Raw genomic sequence first — 22,956 nt, 5'->3', positions numbered from 1 at the left:
CGCCCGCCGCCAGGTGGGGCAGGTGCGCGACGAGGCCGGGGCGCTGCTCGCCGACCGGCTCGACGCCCTCGTCGCGCACGTCGCGCAGGGGCTGGCCCCGGCCCGGTCGCTGCCGCCGGATGCGGCGTTCGCCCTGGTGGACGCCCATCAGCACGAGATGGTCGAGATCGGCCGGGCCTACGCCGAGCTGCTCGCGTGGGAGGCGTTCGGCCGCGGGCTGGCGGGGGTGCGCGACGCGGGCACCCGGCAGGTGCTCACCTGGGTGCGGGACCTGTACGGGCTCGGGCTCGTCGAGCGCGACCTGGCCTGGTACCTGGTGAACGGGCGGCTCTCGGCCGGCCGGGCGCGTGCCGTGACGGCCTACATCGACCGGCTGCTCACCCGGCTGCGCCCGCATGCGCAGGACCTGGTCGACGCGTTCGGCTACGCCCCGGAGCACTTGCGCGCCCCGATCGCCTCGGGTGCCGAGCAGGTGCGGCAGGACGAGGCTCGCGCCTGGTACCGCGCGCAGCGGGCGGCCGGGACGGCACCGGTGCCCGAGGCCCGGCCCGCGCGCGGCTGAGCGGCGGCCCGGTCTGGGCCGTAGGTCGGTCGGGGGCTCCTGGGGCGTGGGTACTATACGTGTATAGAACCCACGCCCCAGGAGTCCGCCGTGTCCTGGTACGAACCCCTCATCGCCGCGTTCACGTTCGACAACCCCCCGCTGCTCGTCGCCGCCGGGATCACGTTCGGCTTCGGCTTCTGGGAGTACATCTACAGCTTCCGGCTGACCAGCCGGGAGGGCCGGTCGCCGTTCCCGGTCTGGATGCACACCTTCTACTTCGCCCACGACAGTTCGTGGGCCGTCATCCTCATGCTCGCCGCGGCCCGGTACGACTGGAACTGGTTCCTGGTCGGCGCGTCGGTCGCGCTCATGGTGTGGACGGCGTTCGAGGTCTACAACCTCACGATGGCGGTCCGGCTGGAACGCGAGGAGGCGTTCGCCTCGTCCTTGGGCGCGGGTGTGACCCCGAAGGCGGCGCTGGTCGCGATCGTCGTCCAGGTCGTGGGCTTCTACGCGCTGGTCAACCTGCTCATCGCGTTCATGGGTGCGGGCTCGTTCCTGCAGTGGGCGGCGCTCACCAACGTCGTCATGGCCGTCGGGCCCGCACTGCTCAGCCTCCGTCGCCGCTCCCGCACCGGGGGCGGGCTCGGGGTCGCCTGCGTCATCCTGCTCGGCACGGTCAACACCTTCCTGCCCGCCGGCATGTTCGTCCTCGCCCTGCCGCAGGTCTTCGACACCACGTGGTTCTACGTCGCGGGCGTCGTGTTCAGCGCGGTCGCGGCCGCGCACGTCGTCATGGTCGCGCGGTACCCGGCCAAGGAGCGCGTCCCCGGCCAGCGCCGCCCCATCTGGTGACCTCGGGCGGGGTGCCGTCGGGTCCGGCGGCACCTTGCCGGGCGCCGTGGGGCCCGGCAGGTCCGTCCTACGCTGGGCCGATGAGCGCCTCCGGGAGCGCGCGCGAGGCGATCGTGCGCGCCGCCTACGACTCCTTCCTCGACGTCGGGTACGCGCGCACCACCTACCAGCGCATCGCCGACCTCAGCGGCTTCGAGCGCACCCTGGTCCAGTACCACGCCCCCAAGAAGGACGACCTCGCCCAGCAGTTCCTGGCCCAGGTGCTCGCGGCCGTGCAGGCGGCGGTGGTCGAGCACGGTCTCGGCCGGCGCGACGAGCCGATCTCCTTCCGGTACGCCCTCGCGCAGCTGTACTTCGCCTCCCTCGGCTCGGCGCCGCTGCGGCGGTTCACGCTCGACGTGCTGGACAGCCGGGCCGTCCTGGAGCACGTGCTGCTCGACGACGTCGAGTGGAACCTCGCCCTCGTCCAGCCGCAGACCGGGGCCGACCGGCAGCGGGTCGTCGACGACACGGTGATGGGTGTCGGTGGGGCGTACGAGCTGTTCCGCTACCGGCTGCGCCACGACCAGGAGGTCGCACCGGCCGACCTCGCGCGGCGCGTGCTCGCCGCGAGCCTGCGCCACGAGCTCGCGGGGCGTCCGCTCGTCGAGGCGGACCTCGACGTCCACACGCTCGACGGGGCGCGGCTGGACCGGGCGGTCGCGGCGGTGATCGGTGCGCTGCGCGGCACCGCCCAGGACTGAGCGGGCAGCCCGGCGCGGCTCGACGCCCACCCGCGGGGTGGGCGGTGCGCGCCACGACGTGACCACCGCTACCGTCGGCCGGATGGTGAAGGGTCCCGCGGTGGCCGTCGGTGCGGTCCTGGCCGCGCTCGTGCTGGCGGCCTGCACCCAGCCGGCCGCGGGCCCGGCGGCGGGCCCGGCGGCGGCGTCCGCGGCCTCGTCGTCCACGTCGACGAGCCCCGAGGTCGTCACGTCCTCCCCGGCTCCGAGCCCGTCGTCGGGCCGGACCTTCTTCGCCGACCCGTACCAGCAGACGATCCTGGACAACGCGACCTCGCCCGGCGACCGGGCGCTGCTCGCGCCGATCGCCGACACCCCGACAGCCATCTGGCTCACCGGGGGCGAGTGGGACGCCGCGACACTGGACCGGGTGGTCACGGGCGCGGCGGCGGCCGGGCAGACCGCGGTCGTCGTGCTCTACAACATTCCGAACCGCGACTGCGGCAACTACTCGGCGGGTGGTGCCACCGTCGACGGCTACCTGCCGTGGGTGCGTCAGATCGACGCCCAGCTGCGCGGCGACGTGTGGGTGGTCCTGGAGCCGGATGCGCTCAGCGGCGCGACCTGCGGTGACGTCGCCCAGCGCTATCGGCTGCTGCACGACGCGGGGGTGATCCTGCGCGGCTCCGGGCACCGGGTCTACCTGGACGGCGGGCACTCGCACTGGTTGGCACCCGCCGATCTGGCCGACCGTCTGCACCAGGTCGGCGCCGACGCGTTCGACGGGATCTCGCTCAACGTCTCCAACTTCGAGACGACGACCGACAACGTGGCCTACGCCCACGAGGTCTCGGCGGCGTTCGGTGCCCCGCTGCACGTCGTGGTCGACACCTCGCGCAACGGCAACGGCCCGACGCCGGACCATCAGTGGTGCAACCCGCCGGGCCGCGCGCTCGGCGAACCGCCCCGCGTGGTGGGTGACGGCACCCTCGATGCGGTGCTCTGGATCAAGACGCCTGGCCGCTCGGACGGCACCTGCGCGGGTGGCCCGCCGGCCGGGGCGTTCTGGCTGTCGTACGCCCTGGAGCTGGCCCGCAACGCGCACGGCTGAGCGGGCGGGGAGGCGGTTCGTCGTCCTGGCACCGGTGGCGCGAGGATAGGCAGGCCGACCAGCCGTCCCCAGCCCGGGAGCAACGATGACCGTCCTGCACGACGGCTGGACGCTGCGCGCCACCGGCGGCCCGGTGCCGCAGGATCTCGTGGGCGTCACCGTGCCCGCGACCGTCCCCGGCTGCGTGCACACCGACCTGCTCGCCGCCGGGTTGATCCCCGACCCCTACCTCGACGCGCACGAGGGCGACCTGGTCTGGATGCACCGCACCGACTGGCGGCTCACCCGGCGGCTGCGCCTCGACCCCGCGGCGCCCGACGAGCGGGTGGACCTCGCGTTCGACGGCCTCGACACCGTCGCGACGCTGCGCCTGGGCGACCACGAGCTCGGCCGGACGGCCAACATGCACCGCGGCTACCGGTACGACGTGCGGGCGCTCGCGGACGGCGTCGACCGTGACCTCGTCGTCGACCTGGCCTCCACGACCGTGCACGCCGAGGCCGAGCGCGACCGGCTGGGGGAGCGGCCGTCGCCCTACCCGACGCCGTTCAACTACGTGCGGACCATGGCCTGCTCGTTCGGCTGGGACTGGGGCCCCGACCTGCGCACCGCCGGGATCTGGAAGCCGGTGCGGCTGGAGCGCTGGCGCACGGCCCGCCTCGCCCGGGTGCGGCCGCTCGTCACGGTCGAGCCCGACGGCACCGGCCGGGTCGAGGTCCGCGTCGACCTGGAGCGGTCCGGGCTGGGGGAGCCGGCCCCGCTCGTCGTGCGCGTCGAGGTGGCCGGGCAGGTGCGCCAGACCCGGGTCGCCCCCGACGTCGACGCCGTGGTGGTCGTCGCCCGGGTGCCGCAGGCGCCGCTGTGGTGGCCCGTCGGGTACGGCGCGCAGCCGCTCGTCCCGCTCACCGTCACGGTGCACGACGCCCGCCCGGACCCGGCCGACCCCGCGCTGGACACCTGGACCCGGCGCATCGGGTTCCGCACCGTCGAGCTGGACACCTCCGACGACGAGCACGGCACCGCGTTCGTGCTGCGCGTCAACGGCCGGCCGGTGCTCGTCAAGGGCGTCAACTGGATCCCGGACGACCACCTGCTCACCCGGATCACCCGCGACCGCCTCGCCCAGCGGCTCGACCAGGCCCTGGGTGCGCACGTGAACCTGCTGCGGGTCTGGGGCGGCGGCATCTACGAGACCGAGGACTTCTACGAGCTGGCCGACGAGCGCGGGCTGCTCGTCTGGCAGGACGTGCTGCTCGCCTGCGCCGCGTACCCCGAGGAGGAGCCGCTGGCCGGCGAGCTCGAGGCCGAGGTGCGCGAGAACGTCGCCCGGCTCATGCCGCACCCCTCGCTCGTGCTGTGGAACGGCGGCAACGAGAACCTGTGGGGGCACGAGGACTGGGGCTGGCCCGCGCAGCTGGCGGGACGCAGCTGGGGCGAGGGCTACGCCCGCGACCTGCTGCCCCGCGTCATCGCCGAGGTGGACCCGACCCGGCCCTACGCCGACAACTCCCCGTACTCGCCGCGTCGCACCCCCGCGCAGGTGCACCCCAACGACCCGGACCACGGCACGCACCACCAGTGGGACGTGTGGAACCGGCTGGACTACACCGCCTACCGCGACGAGGTGCCCAGGTTCTGCTCCGAGCTGGGCTTCCAGGGCCCGCCGACGTGGCGCACCCTGACCGACTGGGTGCGCGCCGCCGACGGCCGCCCGCTCGACGAGGTGCCCGCCCCGAAGGACGACCCGGTGTGGCTCGTGCACCAGAAGGCCGACGACGGCAACGGCAAGCTCGACCGGGGGATGGCCCCGCACGTCGGGGTGCCGGCCGGTTTCACCGACTGGTTGTGGGCCGCCCAGCTGGTCCAGGCCCGAGCCGTCCGGTACGCCGTCGAGCACTACCGCTCGTGGTGGCCGCGCACGGCCGGGGCGATCGTGTGGCAGCTCAACGACTGCTGGCCGGTGACCAGCTGGTCGGCGATCGACGGCGCCGGCCGGCTCAAACCGCTGTGGTTCGCGCTGCGTGCCGCCTACACCCCGCGGCTGCTCACCGTCGTCCTGCGCGACGGCGCCCTGGCGGTGGCCGTCGCCAACGACACCGATGAGCCGTGGACGGGGGAGCTGGTGGTCCGCCGGGAGCTGCTCGACGGCACCGTGCGGGCCCGGGAGGCGGCCGAGGTGAGCGTGCCGGCCCGGTCCGTCCGGCTGCACCCGGTCGCCCCGTCGGTCGCCGCCGCCGGTGACCCGCGGCGCGAGGTGCTCGTGGCGACGCTCGACGCGTGCACCGCCGTGCACACCGACGTCGAGGACGTCGACCTGCTGCTCGACCCGGCGGCCCTGGTGTCCCAGGTCGAGGCCGTGCCCGATGGCTACCGTGTCCGGGTGCGTGCGCTCGCCCTGGTCAGCGATCTGGTGCTGCACGTCGACCGGGTCGACCCGCAGGCCACCGTGGACGTCGGGATGCTCACCCTGCCCGCCGGTGCGCAGGCCACGCTGCACGTGCGCTGCGCGCCGCTGCCGGACCCGGCCGTCCTCACCCGGGCACCCGTGCTGCGCACCGCCAACGACCTGCGCGCCGTCGCCCAGGTGCCCGACGCGCTGCCGTCACCGACCCCCCGTCCCTGACCCCCGCTGTCCCCCCACCCCCCACCGCACCGGAGCCGCTGCCATGACCGCCTGGACCGAGCTGCCGACCCACCGCACCTGGTTGGCCGAGCACACCGCCGCCCTGCTCGACTTCGGCCGCCGCACGCCCTACCCCGGGGGCGGTGCGGCCTGGCTGGACGACGACGGCACGCCGCTGCTGGCCCGCGGCACCGAGACCTGGATCACCTCGCGCACCGTGCACGTCTACTCCCTGGGTGCGCTGCTGGGCCGGCCCGGCTGCCGCCCGGTGGCGCAGGCCGCGCTCGACGGGCTCACCGGCCCGCTGCGGGACACGACGAACGGCGGCTGGTTCTCCGCGGTCGCCGCCGACGGCAGCCACCCCGACGAGAAGGCCGGGTACGCGCACGCGTTCGTCGTGCTCGCCGCGTCCTCGGCCACGCTCGCCGGGCTGCCTGGTGCCCGGGACCTGCTCGACGAGGCGCTCGCCACGTTCGAGACCCGGTTCTGGGACGAGCAGGCCGGGCGGGCCTACGACACGTGGGACACCGCGTTCAGCACGCTCGACCCGTACCGCGGCATCAACGGCAACATGCACACCGTCGAGGCGTTCCTGGCCGCGGCCGACGTCACCGGCGACCGGCTCTGGCTTGACCGCGCCGCCCGGATCGCGTCCTTCGCCGCCGCGCAGGCGCAGGCCAACGACTGGCGCCTGCCCGAGCACTTCACCGCCGACTGGGCCCCGCAGCTCGAGCTCAACGTGGACCGGCCGGGCGACCCGTTCAAGCCGTACGGCGCGACCGTCGGGCACGGGCTGGAGTGGGCGCGGCTGCTGCTGCACCTGGAGGCGGCCGGGGCGACCGGCGCCGACTGGGCCGCCGCGGCCGTCGCACTGTTCGACCGTGCGGTGGCCGACGGCTGGGCGGCCGACGGCGCCGACGGGTTCGTCTACACCACCGACTGGTCCGGCGCCCCCGTGGTGCGTGAGCGGATGCACTGGGTGAGCGCCGAGGCGATCGGTGCGGCCAGCGCGCTGCACCAGCGCACCGGCGACCAGCGCTACGCCGACCTGTACGCCCAGTGGTGGGACTACGTCGACCGGTACGTCGTGGACCACGTGCACGGCTCCTGGCACCACGAGCTCGACACCGCGAACCAGCCGTCCGGGAAGGTCTGGCCCGGCAAGGCCGACCTCTACCACGCGGTGCAGGCCACGCTCATCCCGCGGCTGCCGCTGGCCCCGTCGCTGGCCAGCGCCGTGGCCGCCGGGCTGCTGCGCTGACGGGTGGGGGCGGCGGGCGGGCTCCGCCGGGTGGCACCTGACGGCTGGTGCCCGACGGGCCGTCTGTCCGACCCGCCCGGCCGTCCGCGCCTGCCGGCCCCGCCCACCGCACCTCCCCGCACACCGCACTGAACCGCACCTCCCCGTTCCATCCGCTCCACCCGAAGGTCCGCCCAGGACCGCACCGCACAGAAGGGCCCCCTCGCATGCCCGGGATCGACCTGCCGCTCGCCGAGCTGGTGCAGTACCGCTCCACCACCCCCGAACCGGCCGACTTCGACGAGGTCTGGGCCGCGACGCTCGCCCAGGCCCGCACCGTGCCGATGGCGCCGACCGTCGTGCGGGTGCCGACCGCGCTCCGGCTGGTCGAGACCTACGACGTGACGTTCCCGGGCTTCGCGGGCGACCCGGTGCGCGCCTGGCTCACCGTGCCCGCGGGGGCCACCGGGCGGCTGCCCGTCGTCGTCCAGTACAACGGCTACGGCGGTGGGCGCGGGCTGCCCATCGAGCACCTCGGCTTCGCGAACGCCGGCTACGCGCACCTGTTCATGGACACCCGCGGCCAGGGCTCGTCCTGGGGCAGCGGTGGCGACACCCCCGACCCGCACGGCTCCGGGCCGGCGCACCTGGGCTACATGACCCAGGGCATCGAGTCGTTCGAGACGTACTACTACCGGCGGCTCATCACCGATGCGGTACGTGCGGTCGACGCGGCCCGGGTGCTGCCGCAGGTGGACCCCGAGCGCATCGTCGTCACCGGTGGCAGCCAGGGCGGTGCGCTCACCCTCGCGGCGGCCGGGCTGAGCGACGGCCTCGTCGGCGTCATGCCCGACGTGCCGTTCTGCTGCGACTTCCGCCGCGCCGTCCAGGTCTCCGACTCCGAGCCGTACGGTGAGATCTCCCGCTACCTCACGGTGCACCGGCGCTCGGTCGAGCAGGTGTTCAGCACGCTGGCCTACGTGGACGGGGTCTCGTTCGCAGCCCGTGCCACTGCGCCGACCCTCTTCTCGGTCGCCCTCTGGGACCACATCTGCCCGCCGTCCACGGTGTACGCGGCCTACAACGCCTACGCCGGCCCCAAGCAGATCGAGGTCTACCAGTTCAACGACCACGAGGGCGGCATGGCCTACCAGCTCGAACGTCAGCTGGCGTGGCTGGGCGAGACGGTCGCCCTGCCCCCGACCGCTCGCTGACCTCGCTGGCTCCGGCCCCCAGCCCGGCTCGGTCCCGGGGGCGGGGGTGTCAGCGGGGGTTGCAGGACGTGGCGATCATCGTCGCCGTGTCGACGTCGGGGCGCCACGGTTCCAGGTTCCAGGTGGCCTTGTCGCGGGCGCCGAGCAGGTGGCAGTCGAGCTGGGCGCGCATCGTCGGGGCGGCCGCGTCGGGGTCGGCGCTCATCGCCGCCCAGACCCCGGCCTCGGCGGCCAGGGCACCACTGCGCGCCCACGGCGTCGGGGTGACGGCCAACGAGCGGCCGCCCTCACGCGTCCCCCACGCGAGCGACTCGACGGCCTTCGTGGCCAGCCACAGCGACGCGCCCCCGGCGGCGCTGAACCGCACGGTGCCGTCGGACAGGCCCACGAGCCCGGCACCCACCCCGGACACGACGAGCCCGCCCAGCCAGGTCCCGTCGGCGCCCAGCACCGAGACGGAGGTGTCGGCCTCCATGGACAGCGTGGCCCCGGCCGGTGCGCTCAGGACGCCGACCGGGACGATCGACGCGCTCTCTCGGACGACCGTGGCCCGCGCGGAACCGTCCTCGTCGCCGGCCAGCGTCACCTGGCCGCCGGCCGCGACGAACCCCGCCTCGGGCTGCAGGGTGAGCGTGAGCGACCCGGAGGTGAGCGCGACCGGGGCCGGGGCGGCTGCGGGGGGCGCCGTTGCTGTGGGCGAGGGTGAGGGCGAGGTCGACCCGGCGCCCGCACCACCGGAGCAGCCCGAGAGCAGCCCGGCGACGACGAGCGCCGTCCCGGCGAGCCGGAGCGCACCCGTGGCCGTGACCGGGCCGGTGAGCCGCCTCGCGACCTGTGGTGCTGCGGCGCGAGGTCCCGAGCCCGGGGCCGACGGCCGCACCTGGGGGGCGTCGGCCGCACGTGTCATGGCCGCGACGCTAGCAAGGGGAGCCCGCGCACCCGGCCCCGGGCACCGGACCTGTCGGCAGCACGCCCGGCACCGCGGGTACCCTGGCCCACGTCGGCCGCGCGTTCGCCCGGCCCGGCCCGCACCGACCGGCCCCGCTGTGTCCGGCTCGGGCCGCCCGTCCGCACCGAGGGACCTGCAGGCACCCATGACCGCCCCGCGCCACGCCCAGTCCGACACCGTCGAGCACGCCGCCGCGACCCCCGACCTGGCGCAGCCGTTCGCCGAGCTGGGTCTCAAGCCCGACGAGTACCAGCGCATCCGTGACCTGCTGGGCCGCCGGCCCACGGCCGCCGAGCTGGCGATGTACTCGGTGATGTGGTCCGAGCACTGCTCGTACAAGTCGAGCAAGAAGCACCTGGCGACCTTCGGCCGGACGACGACCGAGGAGATGAAGAAGCACCTGCTGGTCGGCATCGGCCAGAACGCGGGTGTCGTCGACATCGGTGACGGCTGGGCGGTCACGTTCAAGGTGGAGAGCCACAACCACCCCAGCTACGTCGAGCCCTACCAGGGGGCGGCGACCGGGGTCGGCGGCATCGTGCGCGACATCATCGCGATGGGTGCCCGCCCGGTCGCGGTGATGGACCAGCTGCGGTTCGGTGCGGTGGACCACCCGGACACGGCGCGTGTCGTGCACGGTGTGGTGGCCGGGGTCGGCGGCTACGGCAACAGCCTGGGCCTGCCGAACATCGGCGGCGAGACGGTCTTCGACTCCTGCTACCAGGGCAACCCGCTGGTCAACGCGCTGTGCCTGGGCGTGCTGCGGCACGAGGACGTGCACCTGGCCAACGCCGAGGGGGTCGGCAACCAGATCGTGCTGTTCGGCGCCCGGACCGGCGGTGACGGCATCGGCGGTGCGTCGATCCTGGCGAGCGAGACGTTCGACGACACCAAGCCGTCCAAGCGGCCGAGCGTGCAGGTCGGCGACCCGTTCATGGAGAAGGTGCTCATCGAGTGCTGCCTCGAGCTGTTCGCGGCGCACGTCGTCGAGGGTCTGCAGGACCTGGGTGCGGCGGGCATCTCGTGCGCGACGAGCGAGCTGGCGTCGAACGGCGGCTCCGGCATGCACGTCGACCTGGAGAAGGTGCTGCTGCGCGACCCGACGCTCACGGCGGGCGAGATCCTCATGAGCGAGTCGCAGGAGCGGATGATGGCCGTCGTCCGCCCGGACAAGCTCGAGGAGTTCCTGGCGATCACCGCCAAGTGGGACGTCGAGTCCGCGGTGATCGGCGAGGTGACCGGTGACGGCCGCCTGACGATCGACCACTTCGGCGCCCGGATCTGCGACGTCGACCCCAAGTCGGTCGCGCACGACGGCCCGGTCTACGACCGTCCCTACGCCCGCCCGGAGTGGCAGGACGCGCTCAACGCGGACACGAGCGCCGCGCTGCCCCGCCCGGCCACCGGCGCCGAGCTCAAGGACACCGTGCTGGCCCTGCTCGGCAGCCCGAACCTGTGCTCGAAGTCGTGGGTGACCGACCAGTACGACCGCTTCGTGCAGGGCAACACCGCCCTGGCCCAGCCGGACGACGCCGGTGTGGTCCGGGTCGACGAGTCCACGGGGCTGGGCGTCGCGCTGGCCACCGATGCGAACGGCCGCTACGCCCAGCTCGACCCGGCGACGGGCGCCCAGCTGGCCCTGGCCGAGGCGTACCGCAACGTGGCCGCCTCGGGCGCCCGCCCGCTGGCGATCACCGACTGCCTCAACATCGGCAGCCCGGAGCGCCCGGACTCGATGTGGCAGCTGGTCCAGGTGATCGAGGGCCTGGCCGCCGGGTGCGCCCAGCTCGGTGTCCCGGTGACCGGCGGCAACGTCTCGCTCTACAACACCACGGGTGACCAGGCCATCCACCCGACCCCCGTGGTCGGTGTGCTCGGTGTGCTGGACGACGTGGCCGACGCGGTCGGCTCCGGCTGGACCGCGGCCGGTCGTGCGGTGTACCTGCTGGGCACCACGCGACCCGAGCTCGACGGGTCCGCCTGGGCCGATGTCGTGCACCAGCACCTGGGCGGGCTGCCGCCGACGGTGGACCTGGAGGCCGAGCGTCGCCTCGCGCACGTGCTGGTCAACGCGGCCCGCGACCACCTGGTCGACGCGACCCACGACCTGTCGCAGGGCGGTCTGGCCCAGGGGCTGGCCGAGGCGAGCCTGCGGCACGGCGTCGGGGCCCGGGTCGACCTGACGGCGCTGTGCGCCCGGGACGGCGTCACGCCGTTCGAGGCGCTGTTCAGCGAGTCGCAGGCGCGGGCCCTCGTGGCCGTGCCGCGCGCCGCGGAGCGGGCGTTCGTCGACCTGTGCACGGCCCGCGGGGTCCCGGCGCTGCGGCTGGGCGAGACCACGGACACCTGCGAGCCGGGTGCCGGCGAGGCCGCCCCGCTGGTGCCGGCCGATCACGAGCACGTGCCGGCGCTGGAGGTCCAGGGCCTGTTCACGCTCCCGCTGGACGTCGCCCGCGAGGCGTTCGAGGCACCGCTGCGGGCCGTCTTCGGCTGACCCGTCGGCCGTCCGGCGTGATGATGGGCGGGTGCGACGAACCGATCCCGCCGACGGCCGTGCGGCGCTCGCCGCCTGGCGTGCCGACCCAGCCGACCGTGCCGCCCGGCGCACGGCGGTCCGCTTCACCCTCGAGGAGCTGGCGGACGTGGCCCCCGGCCACACCGTCGAGGTGCGGGTCCCGCCCGACGGTGCCGTGCAGGCCGTCGAGGGGCCGCGGCACACCCGCGGCACCCCGCCCAACGTCGTGCAGACCGACCCGGTGACCTGGCTGGAGCTCGTCACAGGTGCTCTCACCTGGGACGACGCGGTGGCGACGGGTCGGCTCACCGCCTCGGGCGAACGATCCGACCTGTCCGGGCTGCTGCCGCTGCAGGCCGCGCGTCGGCGCTGACCGGCGGCCCCACCTAGGATCACGGCGTGCCTGACCAGCCTCCCGCCTCCGCCGCGCAAGGCCCCGTCGACCCCGACGCCGCGCCACCGGCCCCGGACGCCGACCCGGCCCCGGTCGAGCCGGCCCTCGCCGAGCCGACCCCGGGTGAGACGACCTCTGCTGATGCGGCCCAGGACGAGCCGACCTCTGCCGTCCTCGAGGCCCCTTCCGCCGACCCCGACCCCGAGCCCGGCGCCGTCCCGTCGGAGGAGTGGCTCGCCGCGCACGCCGTCCCGGGCCGGGTGCGCCGGGCGCCGCGGCTCGGTTCGTTCGTGGTCGTCGGGGTGCTGGCCGGCATGGTCGTCGGCACCCTGGTCACGCTGCTGGCGGTGCCGCGCAGCGGGCTGTCGGCGGACGGGTCTGGTGGCGTGCTGCCGATCCTGGGCGGGTACAACGGCGTGCTGCTGGAGACCTCGCTCGCGCTCGGGCTGGTCGGCGGCCTCGTCGGGGCGGTCCTGGCGCTGCGGGCGGACCGGCGCAGCCGCCGCTGAGCGTCTCGTCCCGCCGTCGGCCGCGATGGACCGATCGGGGTTCCTCGGCCCGGGTGTGCGACCATGGGACCGTGGCCCGGAGCTCGGACGGACGACTGACGCACGACCTCGACCCCCAGGAGAAGGGCCCGCAGGATGCCTGCGGGGTCTTCGGTGTCTGGGCACCCGGTGAGGAGGTCGCCAAGCTCGCCTACTTCGGCCTGTACGCCCTGCAGCACCGGGGCCAGGAGTCGGCCGGGATCGCGACCTCCGACGGGTCGCACCTGCTGGTCTACAAGGACATGGGCCTGGTCTCCCAGGTCTTCGACGAGACGGCGCTGTCGGCCCTCACCGGCCACCTGGCGATCGGCCACTGCCGGTACTCCACGACCGGCGCCTCCACGTGGGAGAACGCCCAGCCGACGCTCGGCCCGACGGCGGCCGGCACGGTGGCCCTCGGGCACAACGGCAACCTCACGAACACCGCCGAGCTCGTCGACCTGGTCGCCGAGCGGTACGGCAGCAAGCGCCGCGGTGAGCTGGCCCGCGGCAACACCACCGACACCGCGCTCGTGACGGCGCTGCTGGCGGGCGACCCGGACCACACGTTGGAGGCCACGGCCCTCGAGGTGTTGCCGCGGCTGCGCGGCGCCTACTGCCTGGTCTTCATGGACGAGACCACGCTCTACGCCGCCCGCGACCCGCAGGGTGTGCGCCCGCTCGTGCTCGGCCGGCTCGAACGCGGCTGGGTGGTGGCCTCCGAGACGAGCGCGCTCGACATCGTCGGTGCGTCCTTCGTCCGCGAGGTCGAGCCCGGTGAGCTCATCGCGATCGACTCCGACGGGCTGCGCAGCACCCGGTTCGCCCCGGTGGACCGTGCGGGCTGCATCTTCGAGTACGTCTACCTGGCTCGCCCCGACACGGCGATCGCCGGCCGCTCGGTGCACGCCGCGCGGGTCGCGATGGGCCGTCGGTTGGCCGTCGAGCACCCGGTCGAGGCAGATCTGGTGATCCCGGTCCCGGAGTCGGGCACCCCGGCGGCTGTCGGCTACGCGGCGCAGTCGGGCATCCCGTTCGGCCAGGGTCTGACGAAGAACGCCTATGTGGGCCGCACCTTCATCCAGCCGAGCCAGACGCTGCGCCAGCTCGGCATCCGGCTCAAGCTCAACCCGCTGCGCGAGGTCATCAAGGGCAAGCGCCTCGTCGTGGTCGACGACTCGATCGTGCGCGGCAACACCCAGCGCGCCCTGGTGCGGATGCTGCGGGAGGCCGGCGCGGCCGAGGTGCACGTGCGGATCAGTTCGCCGCCGGTGAAGTGGCCGTGCTTCTACGGCATCGACTTCGCCTCCCGGGCCGAGCTCATCGCCAACGGTCTGAGCGCGGACGAGATCGCCGCCTCGCTCGGCGCGGACTCCCTGGGCTACATCTCGATCGAAGGTCTGGTCGCGGCCACCGAGCAGCCCGTCGGCCAGCTGTGCACGGCCTGCTTCACCGGTCGCTACCCCATCGAGCTGCCGCCGGACGACCGGCTCGGCAAGTACCTGCTCGAGCAGAGCGAGCTGCCGCTCGGTGCCCCGTCGGACGGGTTGGCGTCCCTGCTGCCGGGGGCGGGTGCCGCGGGCGCCCTGGAGCAGCCGTGAACCAGCCGATCACGTACGCCTCGGCCGGTGTGGACACCGCGGCCGGGGACAAGGCCGTCGAGCTCATGAAGGGCGCGGTGCGCGCGACGCACGGCCCCCAGGTGATCGGCGGCGTCGGCGGTTTCGCCGGGCTGTGGGACGCCTCGGCGCTCGTCGGCTACCGGCACCCGGTGCTCGCGACCTCGACCGACGGCGTGGGCACGAAGGTCGCCATCGCCCAGGCCCTCGACGTGCACGACACGATCGGCTTCGACCTGGTCGGCATGGTGGTCGACGACATCGTCGTGGTGGGCGCGACCCCGCTGTTCATGACGGACTACATCGCCTGCGGCCGGGTGGTGCCCGAGCGCATCGCCGATGTCGTGCGGGGCATCGCGGCCGCCTGCCAGGTGGCTGGTACGGCGCTGCTGGGCGGCGAGACGGCCGAGCACCCCGGGCTGCTGGGGCCGGACGAGTACGACGTGGCGGGCGCCGCCACGGGCGTCGTCGAGGCCGAGGCGATGCTCGGGCCGGACCGGGTGCGGCCCGGTGACGTGCTCGTCGCGCTGGCCTCGTCGGGGCTGCACTCGAACGGCTACTCCCTGGTGCGCGCCGTGGTCGGTGCCGCCGGCTGGGCGCTGGACCGGCACGTCGACGACTTCGGCCGCACCCTGGGCGCCGAGCTGCTGGAGCCGACCCGCGTGTACGCCGGTGACGTGCTGGAGCTGGCCGCGGTCGGTGGGGTGCACGCGCTGTCGCACGTCACCGGGGGCGGGCTGGCGGCGAACCTCGCGCGGGTGCTGCCGGCCGGGCTGGTGGCCGATGTGGACCGGGCCGGCTGGACGGTGCCGCCGGTGTTCGCGGTGGTGCAGCGCCTGGGCCAGGTGCCGTGGGCCGACCTGGAGTCGACGCTCAACCTCGGGGTCGGCATGGTCGCCGTCGTCGACCCGGAGTCGGTCGATGCCCTGCTGGCGCGTGCGGCGGGTCTGGGGCTGCCGGCCTGGGTGCTCGGTGGGGTGCGCCAGCTCGACGCCGATCGCGACCCTGCCGGTTCGCCCGATGTGGTCGCGGGGACCAAGGGGGTCGCCGGTGGGGCGGTGCACCTGTCGGGGAGCTACCGGCTCGGCTGAGACCCGTCGGCCCGAGGGGCCGGGGGTGGCTCACCGAGGCGTCAGAGGCGTCCGGGCCGTCCGCTGGGGCGTGCGCGTCCACGACCCGGGGTCCGCACCGAGCCCGCCCGCGGGACCGTGAGATCCCTCGGGCGGCTCGGGCAAGTGGTGGCCCGCTAGTCGTCCTGGTCGGACCAGGGGTCCTGCCGGGGATCATCGGACGAGCGCTCGTCCCTGGTGTCGACGGCGCTGCGACCACCCGCAAGCTCGCGCTCGAGCTGGCGGTAGTTCGGCTCGTAGCTGGAGTACTTCAGCTCCCGAGCGACCTTGGTCTGCTTAGCCTTCTGACGGCCGCGCCCCATGGCATCGACCCCCTCTTACGTGGAAGCGGGGCGGCACCGTGATGATCACGTGCGGCCCCGGCTGCTGTGTCGTTTCTCCGCAGAGCAACGGTACAGGGTCCCCACTCATTCCGACACCGCCGTCCACGTCCGGCGTGATCCTCCACCAAGGCTTCACCCGTCGACGGCGGCACGCGCATGCACCGGCGGGTACCCCGGGGAGCCGGCCGCGGGCCCGTGGTAGTCACAGGCGGTGTGACCAGGGCATCGGCCTTGTCGGACGCCCGGTGCTCGGGTCTGGGGACAACGTCACCTGGCGAATGGGTCAGAACTCCCTAGACTGGGTGAAAGCCCCCGGGCCGACGAGGCGTCGGGAGCGGGTTGGGAGCACGGGCCTGGATCCGCGTGAGACAGGTATCCATGACTGGCGCCGCAGGGGTGTGGGCATGGGAAGGCAAGCCGGGGCGTCGTCGCCATGACGGCGACCCGGAGACGATCGACACGACGAGCCGACCGGCGGATCGTGGAGAGGAGGCACCCGATGCATGCAACGCAGGTCGAGACAGAGCCGCTGCTGACCCCGGCGGAGGTGGCGTCGCTGTTCCGGGTCGACCCCAAGACGGTGACGCGCTGGGCGCGCGCCGGGAAGCTGTCGGCTGTTCGGACCCTCGGTGGGCACCGTCGCTACCGCGAGTCCGAGATCCGCATGCTGCTCACCGGGGTTCCGGAGCAGCGTCGCTCGTAGCACGTTCGCCCCGGTGAGTGCCGGGGGCAGGTCGGATGCGCCCGCGGGACAGTGATCCCGCGGGCGCGTTCTGTCTGCGCCGACGTGCCGGGTGGCCCGGGAGACGGCCGACCCGCCGGGTGGCGCCGGGGCGGCGGCCGGCAGGCCCCGGGTTCGGCTGCGCTACTTGACGATCGCCCGCACGACGCCGGCGACGACCAGGGCGACGGCGGCGCAGGTGAGGCCGACGACGATCCGGGCCTGCCTGCGCGTGCGCGGGTCGACGTCCGGCGCGGTCGCCTCGTGCACGATCCGGGTGGCCTGCACCTTCGGGTTGAGCCGGTTCGCGAGCTCGTCGACCGTGGCCGCGAGCTCGGCGCGGGTGGCGGCGATCTGGGCCTCGAGCTCGACCGTGCGGGGTGAGCTGAACGGGGTGGCGGGGCTCTGGTCGCTCATCGGTGCAGTCCCTTCGTCACGGCGTCCACATCGGCCTGGATGCTCTTGGTGGCGAGCTCCGGCGTGGGCGGCTGGCCCTTCTTGAGCCGGTTGACGCCGACGGCCACGAGGATCCCGGCGATGACGAGCAGGGCGACCATCACGATGAGGGCGGCGAGCCACGGTGCCACGACCGTGGACAGCCCGAGCACGGCTGCGGCCAGGCCGACGGCGAAGGCGCTCACCGCGAGGAAGCCGGCGGCCGCGAGTAGGCCGACGCCGATCCCGATCTCCTGGGCCTTGGCGCTCACCTCGGCCTTGGCCAGGTCGATCTCGGCGCGGACCAGGCGGGCGCCCTGTTCGGAGAGGTCGGAGACCAGCTGGCCGAGCGAACGCGGCGTCGGGTCGTCGGGAGGGGTGCTCATGACGGAAACCTAGCCTGGACCGGGGGTGGGCCGCATGGGCCCGAGGTGGCTCCGACGGGCGTCGATCCCGTGACCTCACGATTTTCAGTCGTGCGCTCTACCAACTGAGCTACAGAGCCCGGTGCCACCCGGGTGAACCAGGCGACTGAGCGACCCCGACGGGACTTGAACCCGCGACCTCCGCCGTGACAGGGCGGCGCGCTAACCAGCTGCGCTACGGGGCCTCGTGATGAGACCTACTGCTTTTCGTACCCCCAACGGGATTCGAACCCGTGCTACCGCCGTGAAAGGGCGGGGTCCTAGGCCGCTAGACGATGAGGGCAAACCGCCCCTGACGTCGAGGCGTCGGAAGACCGGAGGTAAGCATACGGGGAACCGGCCCGAACGCCAAAGTCGGCCTGGACCGGGGCTGGATCGCAGCGCGGCCAGGGCTCCGCCAGGTCCCGCACCAGCCCGGACGTCGACCTCGATCACGCCCAGCCGAGCGCGTCGAGACGGTCGTCGTCGATGCCGAAGTGGTGCGCCACCTCGTGCACCACGGTGACGGCGACCTCGTGCGCGACCTCGTCGACGTCCTCGCAGACGGCGAGGGTCGGCAGCCGGAAGATCGTGATCCGGTCGGGCAGCGAGCCGGCGGCCCACCACTGGTCGCGTTCCGTGAGCGGCGTGCCCTCGTAGAGCCCGAGCAGATCGGCGGGGCCGTCGGCCGGCGGCTCGTCGGCGACCAGCACGACGACGTCGTCCATCGCCGCGGCCAGCTCGGGCGGGATGAGGTCGAGGGCGTCGCGGACCGCGTACTCGAACTCCTCGGCGGACATGGTGACCATCGCCCCATCCTGCCGTCGGGTGCGGGTGCGGGTGCGGGTGCGGGTGCGGGTGCGGGTGCGGGTGCCGCGTGCTGGGTGCGACCGGGGGCGCGGTGTCGGCGCATTGCGCGGCCATCACCGCTATCATCGGCGCATGGCGATGGAAGATGAGGTGCCCGCCGTGGCGCCCGGGCTGCACCTGCACGACGGGACCGTCGCGCACGCCCACCCCGAGGTGGTCCAGGTGCTGCGGGCGCTCGCCGACCCGGCCCGGCTCTCCCTCGTCCACCTGCTGGCCGAGGCGCCGCGGCGCGTCACCGACCTCACCGCCGCGCTCGGTCTGGCCCAGTCCACCGTCTCCGGGCACCTCGCGGTGCTGCGGACGGCCGGTCTGGTGACCGCCACACCGCGCGGGCGCGCGACCTGGTACGCCCTGGCCGACGCCGAGGTGGACGGGCTGCTCGGTGCGGCCGAACGCGTCGTCACCCGGTTGGAGGAACGATGAGCCACCCGCACGACCACGGCCACGCCACGGCCGCCCAGGCCAGTCGCGGCCGGCTGCAGGTGGTGCTCGCGATCACCCTGGCCGTCATGGTCGTCGAGGTGGTCGGTGCGCTCGCCTCGGGCTCGTTCGCGCTGCTCGCCGACGCCGGGCACATGCTCACCGATGCCGGCGGGGTGGCCCTCGCGCTGGTCGCCGCCCGGCTCGCCGCACGGCCGGCGACCACCTCGGCGACCTTCGGCTGGCAGCGGGCCGAGATCCTCGCCGCCCTCGTCAACGGGCTCGTGGTGGCCGTCGTCGGCGTCGTCGTCCTGGTGGAGGGGGTGCAGCGGGCGCTGCACCCGCCCGAGGTCTCGGCGGGGCTCATGGTCGCCGTCGCCGCGCTCGGGCTGGTGGCCAACGCCGTGTCGATGCGGCTGCTGAGCAGCGGGCAGGCCGCCTCGCTCAACGTGCGTGGCGCCTACCTCGAGGTGCTCGGCGACCTGCTCGGCTCGGTCGCCGTCATCGTGGCCGCCGTCGTCATCCTCACCACGGGGTTCACGGCGGCCGACGGGATCGCCTCGATCGTCATCGGGCTGCTCATCGTGCCCCGGGCGGTCATGCTGCTGCGCTCGGTCGCGCACGTGCTGCTCGAGGCGACGCCGGACGGGGTGGACCTGGATGCGGTGCGCACCCACATCGTCGGCCTGCCCGGCGTGGTCGACGTGCACGACCTGCACGCCTGGACCATCACCTCTGGCGTCCCGGTGCTCTCGGCGCACGTCGTGGTGAGCGACGAGGTGTTCGGCTGCGGCTCGTCCGGCGGGGTGCTCGACGCGCTGCACACCTGCCTGTCCGGGCACTTCGACGTCGAGCACTGCACGTTCCAGCTCGAACCGGCGGCGCATGTGGCGCATGAGGGGCGCACCCACGCCTGAGCGAGGTCCGGGGCCGACGTGGGGCCCGCGCGCCGGGAGCGGGGCGTGCTGCGCGCTCTGGGCGCCCGGGCCGCGTGCGGTCGTCGGAACGGCGCGTGGCCGCCCGACCGGCGTGTGGGTGCCGGGCCGTAGGGTCGGGTGATGGTCGATGTCGGGGTGGTGATCCTGCCGCAGGAGCGCTGGGCGAGCGGTCAGCGGCGCTGGGAGCGGGTCGAGGAGCTCGGGTTCGCCCATGCGTGGACCTACGACCACCTCGCGTGGCGCAGCCTGGCCGACGAGCCGTGGTTCGCGACCGTCCCGCTCCTGGCCGCAGCCGCGGCCGTGACCACGCGCATCGAGCTGGGCACGTTCGTCGCCTCACCGAACTTCCGGCACCCGGTGCCGTTCGCCAAGGACGTCATGGGCCTGGACGACGTGTCCGGCGGGCGGTTCGTGCTCGGTGTCGGTGCCGGTGGTGAGGGGTTCGACGCCGGGGTGCTCGGGCCGGCGCCCTCCCGGGGTGAGCGCACCCGCCGGTTCGTCGAGTTCGTCGAGCTGCTCGACGCGCTGCTCACCGCCCCGGTCACCGAGCACCAGGGGGAGCACTACGAGGCGCACCAGGCGCGCATGGTGCCCGGCACCCTGGCCCGTCCGCGCACCCCGTTCGCCGTCGCGGCGGCGGGCCCGCGGGCGATGGCGCTTGCCGCCCGGCTCGGGCAGGGCTGGATCACCTACGGCCCGTCGTTCGACCCCACGGCCGGCACCGACGGCCTCGCCGCGGCGCAGGAGCGGTGGTGGCAGGGGCTGGCCGCCCAGGTCGCCGCGATGGACGAGATCGAGCGGGCCGCCGCACGCCCGGTGCCGCTGCGCCGGTACCTGTCGCTGGACGGTGCGCCGGTGTTCTCGCTCGTCTCGCTCGGCACCGCGCTCGAGGGGGTGGCCCGTGCGGCCGAGCTCGGCTTCACCGACGTCGTCGTGCACTGGCCGCGCACCGACGGCATCTACGCGGGGGACGAGGCGGTGCTCGACCAGCTCGCGGGGCGGCTGCCGACGCTCTGAGGCGCGGCTCCGCTCAGGGGGTGGTCTGCGCAGCCGGCAGGTGTCGGCGCCAGCCGAGGAGCACCACGCCGAGGCAGCCCAGGGCGAGCACGGCGCCGGCCGTGAACAGCGTCGGGTAGCCCAGGTACGGGTGCAGCCCGGCGAGCAGCGCGGGGATGAAGAACCCGACGTAGGACAGCGAGTAGAAGACCGCCGTCAGCCCGGCCAGGTCGTCCGGACCGGCGATGCGCTGCACCTCCTGCAACCCGCCGACCAGCAGCAGACCGTAGGCCGCGCCCAGCACAGCCGCCGCGACCAGACCCAGCAACGCCGAGCTCGTGGTCGCGGTGAGCGCCGCGAGCACCATGCCGGGGACCGCCACCGCGATGGCCACGGCCACCCCGCGGCCCGAGTCGGGCGTGTCCAGCCGTCGCGCGGCCACCTGCACCCCGACGCCGCAGCCCAGCGCGACCAGGCACATGAGCCCCGCCAGGCCGATCGCCACCCCGGGCATCCGCACCGCGAGCAGCCCCGGCAGGATGGCGTAGGCGCTGGCCGCCGTGCCGAACACCCACGGCGCCGTCGGCGCGACGACGAGCAGGAACCGGCGGTGCGACGCGGACGGGATGCGCAGGTCGTCGAGCAGCCGCCCGGGCGCGGTCGGGCGCTGCCGGGTCTCGGGGGCGCGCAGCAGGAGCGCCCCGGCCGCGACCGTGAGCACGATGTTCACCAGGTAGGGCAGCTGGGCGTGCCACGGCCCCCACTGCGCGAGCGCGGCGGCCACCCCGGCCCCGAGCCCGAACCCGGCGGTGAGCGACAGCGACGCGCGGCGTGCCCCGGCACCGGGGTCGGCGCCGGGGTCGCGGACCGGGTCGGACAGCTCCTTGATCCAGCTCGTGCCCACCGCCATCACCAGGCCGAGCGCGATCCCCGAGCAGATCCGGCCGAGGAAGAGCACCGCCGGGGCGTGCGCACCGGCGGCGAGCACCGCGCTGCCGAGCGCGCCGAGCACCGGGGCGGGCAGCATGAGCGGGCGGCGGCCGTACCGGTCGGACAGCGGCCCGCCGACCAGCAGACCGGGCACGATGCCCAGCACGTAGGCGCCGAGCAGCAGGTCGACCATGAGGGCGCTCATGTGCCCGTCGGTGCGGTACATCACCAGCAGCGGGGTGAACTCGTTGCCGCCCCAAGCGACGGCGAACAGCGTGGCGCCCACCGACAGCCACGGGGCGCGGGCGGTGCCGGCGCTCATCCGTGCACCTGGTGCATGTGCCGGTCCAGCGCCTGCGCGAAACCGTCGACGTCCCCGGCGGCGACCAGGCCCAGCAGCTCCTCGTGCTCGGCGAGCACCCGGGCGCCCACGTCGAGGCGGCGCCACAGCGCGCGGGTCGTCATCCGCTCCTGGCGGTCTCGGATGGTGCTGAAGGCGGCATCCAGGACGGCGTTCTCGGCACCGGCGACGAGCGAGGTGTGGAACTGGGCGTCGAGCGTGGCCACGGCCTCCAGGTCGCCGCGCTCGTGGGCCTGCACCTGCGCGTCGAGGGCCGCGCGCAGCCGTGCGGTGAGCGCGACGGTGGTGCCGCGGGCCACGGCGGTGCGCACCCCGTGCGTCTCGAGCAGGGCGCGGGCGGCGAGCACGTCCTCGCGCTCACCGGGGCCCGGGGCGGTGATGACGGCGCCACGCCGGGGGTGCACCTTGAGCCAGCCCTCGGCCTGCAACCGGCCGAGCGCCTCGCGGACCGGGGTACGGCTGACGCCGAGCTCGTCGGCGACGGCCTGCTCGCCGACCATGTCGCCGCCGGCGAGCTCGCCGTCCAGGATCCGACGTTTGAGCGTGAGGTAGACGGTCTGCGCCGCGCTCGGGGCAGACCGCTCGATCGTTGTATACATGAGGTATGCAACGCTACTCCCTCCCGAGGGCGCCGTAGGTCACCACGAGCCGGTCGAGTGGCGGGTCTGGAAATGCTCAGTAGCCTGAGTAATTGCCGCAGACCTGAGGACCGAGGAGGCCTTCGTGGAGCACGCCACCGTCCGGGCTCATGACGAGTGCGCTCAGCCGCACCCGCTCCCGCCCGCCGGCCCCGCGCGCCACGTCGACACCCTCGGCCCCCGGGTCGAGGACGGGCTGGAGCAGGTCCGCGACACCCTCGACCGGCTCGTGCACGAGCACCGGGCCGAGGTCGCGGACCGGGGTGAGGCCTGCGCCCAGCTCTGGGACGACCTCGGTGCCGGGCTCGGCGGCAAGCTGGTGCGCCCGCGGCTCGTGCTCGCCGCCTACCTCGGGCTCGGCGGCGCCGACCCCGCGGACGCCGTCGCTGTCGCGGCCGCGACCGAGGTGCTGCACGCCGCGATGCTCGTGCACGACGACCTGCTCGACCACGACGAGGTGCGGCGCGGACGCCCCAA

The 22,956-nt window shown here is 74.5% G+C and carries 24 protein-coding genes and 3 tRNA genes; 17 read left to right on the top strand and 10 right to left on the bottom strand.

Annotated features, from left to right (window positions below; genetic code table 11):
• The 7 genes from F2B26_RS06020 to F2B26_RS05990 form a co-directional block, all read left to right on the top strand.
• A partial coding sequence (locus tag F2B26_RS06020; protein WP_328698658.1) for an acyl-CoA dehydrogenase occupies positions 1-562 on the top strand: 562 nt, incomplete at its 5' end.
• 90 nt (positions 563-652) lie between these two features.
• The gene (locus tag F2B26_RS06015) at positions 653-1,399 is read left to right on the top strand and encodes a hypothetical protein (RefSeq protein ID WP_159807422.1); all 747 of its coding nucleotides are present in this window, start codon (positions 653-655) and stop codon (positions 1,397-1,399) included.
• A gap of 80 nt (positions 1,400-1,479) precedes the next feature.
• Entirely contained in the window at positions 1,480-2,142 is a 663-nt protein-coding gene (locus tag F2B26_RS06010; protein ID WP_159807420.1) for a TetR family transcriptional regulator, read from the top strand.
• A gap of 82 nt (positions 2,143-2,224) precedes the next feature.
• Positions 2,225-3,232 (top strand): glycoside hydrolase family 6 protein, encoded by a 1,008-nt coding sequence (locus F2B26_RS06005; protein ID WP_159807418.1) that lies wholly within the window; start codon positions 2,225-2,227, stop codon positions 3,230-3,232.
• A gap of 85 nt (positions 3,233-3,317) precedes the next feature.
• Complete coding sequence (locus tag F2B26_RS06000) at positions 3,318-5,855, top strand: glycoside hydrolase family 2 protein (protein ID WP_159807416.1); 2,538 nt, start codon at positions 3,318-3,320, stop codon at positions 5,853-5,855.
• Between the two features lie 43 nt (positions 5,856-5,898).
• Positions 5,899-7,116, top strand: a complete 1,218-nt coding sequence (locus F2B26_RS05995) for an AGE family epimerase/isomerase (RefSeq protein WP_159807414.1) — start codon at positions 5,899-5,901, stop codon at positions 7,114-7,116.
• Positions 7,117-7,322: 206 nt separating this feature from the next.
• The gene (locus F2B26_RS05990; RefSeq protein WP_159807412.1) at positions 7,323-8,309 is read left to right on the top strand and encodes an acetylxylan esterase; all 987 of its coding nucleotides are present in this window, start codon (positions 7,323-7,325) and stop codon (positions 8,307-8,309) included.
• Between the two features lie 49 nt (positions 8,310-8,358).
• Here the strand turns inward: F2B26_RS05990 and F2B26_RS17180 are convergent, their stop codons facing one another.
• On the bottom strand, positions 8,359-9,216 hold the full coding sequence (locus F2B26_RS17180; protein WP_201292626.1) for a DUF2599 domain-containing protein: 858 nt from the start codon (positions 9,214-9,216) through the stop codon (positions 8,359-8,361).
• A 187-nt stretch (positions 9,217-9,403) separates the two neighbouring features.
• Between F2B26_RS17180 and purL the strand changes: the two genes are divergently transcribed.
• From purL to purM, 5 genes are all read left to right on the top strand, one after another.
• Complete coding sequence (gene purL, locus F2B26_RS05980; RefSeq protein WP_159807410.1) at positions 9,404-11,752, top strand: phosphoribosylformylglycinamidine synthase subunit PurL; 2,349 nt, start codon at positions 9,404-9,406, stop codon at positions 11,750-11,752.
• A gap of 31 nt (positions 11,753-11,783) precedes the next feature.
• Positions 11,784-12,146 carry a sterol carrier family protein gene (locus tag F2B26_RS05975; RefSeq protein ID WP_159807408.1) on the top strand — a complete coding sequence of 121 codons (363 nt, stop codon included), beginning with the start codon at positions 11,784-11,786 and terminating at the stop codon, positions 12,144-12,146.
• Between the two features lie 26 nt (positions 12,147-12,172).
• Positions 12,173-12,676 (top strand): hypothetical protein, encoded by a 504-nt coding sequence (locus tag F2B26_RS05970; RefSeq protein ID WP_159807406.1) that lies wholly within the window; start codon positions 12,173-12,175, stop codon positions 12,674-12,676.
• Between the two features lie 71 nt (positions 12,677-12,747).
• On the top strand, positions 12,748-14,295 hold the full coding sequence (gene purF, locus F2B26_RS05965) for an amidophosphoribosyltransferase (protein WP_159807404.1): 1,548 nt from the start codon (positions 12,748-12,750) through the stop codon (positions 14,293-14,295).
• Positions 14,292-15,404: a phosphoribosylformylglycinamidine cyclo-ligase gene (purM, locus tag F2B26_RS05960; protein WP_159807402.1), complete on the top strand. Its 1,113-nt coding sequence runs from the start codon at positions 14,292-14,294 to the stop codon at positions 15,402-15,404. Before purF ends, purM begins: the two co-directional genes overlap by 4 nt.
• Before the next feature lie 155 nt (positions 15,405-15,559).
• Here purM and F2B26_RS05955 read toward each other — a convergent pair whose 3' ends face one another.
• Entirely contained in the window at positions 15,560-15,745 is a 186-nt protein-coding gene (locus tag F2B26_RS05955) for a DUF3073 domain-containing protein (protein WP_159807400.1), read from the bottom strand.
• A 520-nt stretch (positions 15,746-16,265) separates the two neighbouring features.
• Between F2B26_RS05955 and F2B26_RS05950 the strand changes: the two genes are divergently transcribed.
• A complete protein-coding gene (locus F2B26_RS05950; protein ID WP_159807398.1) occupies positions 16,266-16,469 on the top strand; it encodes a BldC family transcriptional regulator in 204 nt (67 codons plus the stop codon).
• 162 nt (positions 16,470-16,631) lie between these two features.
• On the opposite strand, the gene F2B26_RS05945 is transcribed toward F2B26_RS05950, so the two are convergent.
• From F2B26_RS05945 to F2B26_RS05920, 6 genes are all read right to left on the bottom strand, one after another.
• The gene (locus F2B26_RS05945; protein ID WP_159807396.1) at positions 16,632-16,904 is read right to left on the bottom strand and encodes a DUF3618 domain-containing protein; all 273 of its coding nucleotides are present in this window, start codon (positions 16,902-16,904) and stop codon (positions 16,632-16,634) included.
• A complete protein-coding gene (locus tag F2B26_RS05940; protein ID WP_159807394.1) occupies positions 16,901-17,308 on the bottom strand; it encodes a phage holin family protein in 408 nt (135 codons plus the stop codon). Before F2B26_RS05940 ends, F2B26_RS05945 begins: the two co-directional genes overlap by 4 nt.
• 46 nt (positions 17,309-17,354) lie before the next feature.
• A tRNA-Phe gene (locus F2B26_RS05935) sits at positions 17,355-17,427 on the bottom strand.
• A gap of 31 nt (positions 17,428-17,458) precedes the next feature.
• Positions 17,459-17,532: transfer RNA gene (locus F2B26_RS05930), tRNA-Asp, on the bottom strand.
• A gap of 25 nt (positions 17,533-17,557) precedes the next feature.
• Positions 17,558-17,630, bottom strand: a tRNA-Glu gene (locus F2B26_RS05925).
• Positions 17,631-17,778: 148 nt separating this feature from the next.
• Positions 17,779-18,135 (bottom strand): metallopeptidase family protein, encoded by a 357-nt coding sequence (locus tag F2B26_RS05920; RefSeq protein ID WP_159807392.1) that lies wholly within the window; start codon positions 18,133-18,135, stop codon positions 17,779-17,781.
• A 133-nt stretch (positions 18,136-18,268) separates the two neighbouring features.
• Between F2B26_RS05920 and F2B26_RS05915 the strand changes: the two genes are divergently transcribed.
• From F2B26_RS05915 to F2B26_RS05905, 3 genes are all read left to right on the top strand, one after another.
• Positions 18,269-18,619: an ArsR/SmtB family transcription factor gene (locus F2B26_RS05915; RefSeq protein ID WP_159807390.1), complete on the top strand. Its 351-nt coding sequence runs from the start codon at positions 18,269-18,271 to the stop codon at positions 18,617-18,619.
• The gene (locus F2B26_RS05910; protein WP_159807388.1) at positions 18,616-19,533 is read left to right on the top strand and encodes a cation diffusion facilitator family transporter; all 918 of its coding nucleotides are present in this window, start codon (positions 18,616-18,618) and stop codon (positions 19,531-19,533) included. Before F2B26_RS05915 ends, F2B26_RS05910 begins: the two co-directional genes overlap by 4 nt.
• Before the next feature lie 141 nt (positions 19,534-19,674).
• Positions 19,675-20,571 (top strand): LLM class flavin-dependent oxidoreductase, encoded by an 897-nt coding sequence (locus F2B26_RS05905; RefSeq protein WP_159807386.1) that lies wholly within the window; start codon positions 19,675-19,677, stop codon positions 20,569-20,571.
• 13 nt (positions 20,572-20,584) lie between these two features.
• On the opposite strand, the gene F2B26_RS05900 is transcribed toward F2B26_RS05905, so the two are convergent.
• Both F2B26_RS05900 and F2B26_RS05895 read right to left on the bottom strand, forming a co-directional pair.
• Positions 20,585-21,802, bottom strand: coding sequence for an MFS transporter (locus tag F2B26_RS05900; RefSeq protein ID WP_159807384.1), 1,218 nt, complete (start codon positions 21,800-21,802; stop codon positions 20,585-20,587).
• The gene (locus F2B26_RS05895; RefSeq protein ID WP_159807382.1) at positions 21,799-22,440 is read right to left on the bottom strand and encodes a GntR family transcriptional regulator; all 642 of its coding nucleotides are present in this window, start codon (positions 22,438-22,440) and stop codon (positions 21,799-21,801) included. Before F2B26_RS05895 ends, F2B26_RS05900 begins: the two co-directional genes overlap by 4 nt.
• Before the next feature lie 124 nt (positions 22,441-22,564).
• On the opposite strand from F2B26_RS05895, the gene F2B26_RS05890 reads away from it, so the two are divergent.
• The coding region (locus tag F2B26_RS05890) for a polyprenyl synthetase family protein (protein WP_235929529.1) at positions 22,565-22,956 on the top strand (392 nt) is incomplete at its 3' end.

This window comes from Cellulomonas citrea (assembly GCF_009829685.1).
GTDB classification, from domain to species: Bacteria; Actinomycetota; Actinomycetes; order Actinomycetales; family Cellulomonadaceae; genus Cellulomonas; species Cellulomonas citrea.
Note: the sequence above shows the minus strand (reverse complement) of the source record. Positions and strands in the feature narration are given on the sequence as shown.

What these genes read in the sequence shown, in the direction of transcription:
- F2B26_RS05940 (WP_159807394.1), bottom strand. Translation starts at nt 17,308, where the DNA reads ATGAGCACCCCTCCCGACGACCCGACGCCGCGTTCGCTCGGCCAGCTG.
- purL (WP_159807410.1), top strand. Translation starts at nt 9,404, where the DNA reads ATGACCGCCCCGCGCCACGCCCAGTCCGACACCGTCGAGCACGCCGCC.
- F2B26_RS06010 (WP_159807420.1), top strand. Translation starts at nt 1,480, where the DNA reads ATGAGCGCCTCCGGGAGCGCGCGCGAGGCGATCGTGCGCGCCGCCTAC.
- F2B26_RS05915 (WP_159807390.1), top strand. Translation starts at nt 18,269, where the DNA reads ATGGCGATGGAAGATGAGGTGCCCGCCGTGGCGCCCGGGCTGCACCTG.
- F2B26_RS05950 (WP_159807398.1), top strand. Translation starts at nt 16,266, where the DNA reads ATGCATGCAACGCAGGTCGAGACAGAGCCGCTGCTGACCCCGGCGGAG.
- F2B26_RS05995 (WP_159807414.1), top strand. Translation starts at nt 5,899, where the DNA reads ATGACCGCCTGGACCGAGCTGCCGACCCACCGCACCTGGTTGGCCGAG.
- F2B26_RS05910 (WP_159807388.1), top strand. Translation starts at nt 18,616, where the DNA reads ATGAGCCACCCGCACGACCACGGCCACGCCACGGCCGCCCAGGCCAGT.
- F2B26_RS05920 (WP_159807392.1), bottom strand. Translation starts at nt 18,135, where the DNA reads ATGGTCACCATGTCCGCCGAGGAGTTCGAGTACGCGGTCCGCGACGCC.
- F2B26_RS05900 (WP_159807384.1), bottom strand. Translation starts at nt 21,802, where the DNA reads ATGAGCGCCGGCACCGCCCGCGCCCCGTGGCTGTCGGTGGGCGCCACG.
- F2B26_RS05895 (WP_159807382.1), bottom strand. Translation starts at nt 22,440, where the DNA reads ATGTATACAACGATCGAGCGGTCTGCCCCGAGCGCGGCGCAGACCGTC.
- F2B26_RS05955 (WP_159807400.1), bottom strand. Translation starts at nt 15,745, where the DNA reads ATGGGGCGCGGCCGTCAGAAGGCTAAGCAGACCAAGGTCGCTCGGGAG.
- F2B26_RS05905 (WP_159807386.1), top strand. Translation starts at nt 19,675, where the DNA reads ATGGTCGATGTCGGGGTGGTGATCCTGCCGCAGGAGCGCTGGGCGAGC.
- F2B26_RS05990 (WP_159807412.1), top strand. Translation starts at nt 7,323, where the DNA reads ATGCCCGGGATCGACCTGCCGCTCGCCGAGCTGGTGCAGTACCGCTCC.
- F2B26_RS17180 (WP_201292626.1), bottom strand. Translation starts at nt 9,216, where the DNA reads ATGACACGTGCGGCCGACGCCCCCCAGGTGCGGCCGTCGGCCCCGGGC.
- F2B26_RS06005 (WP_159807418.1), top strand. Translation starts at nt 2,225, where the DNA reads ATGGTGAAGGGTCCCGCGGTGGCCGTCGGTGCGGTCCTGGCCGCGCTC.
- F2B26_RS06000 (WP_159807416.1), top strand. Translation starts at nt 3,318, where the DNA reads ATGACCGTCCTGCACGACGGCTGGACGCTGCGCGCCACCGGCGGCCCG.
- F2B26_RS05945 (WP_159807396.1), bottom strand. Translation starts at nt 16,904, where the DNA reads ATGAGCGACCAGAGCCCCGCCACCCCGTTCAGCTCACCCCGCACGGTC.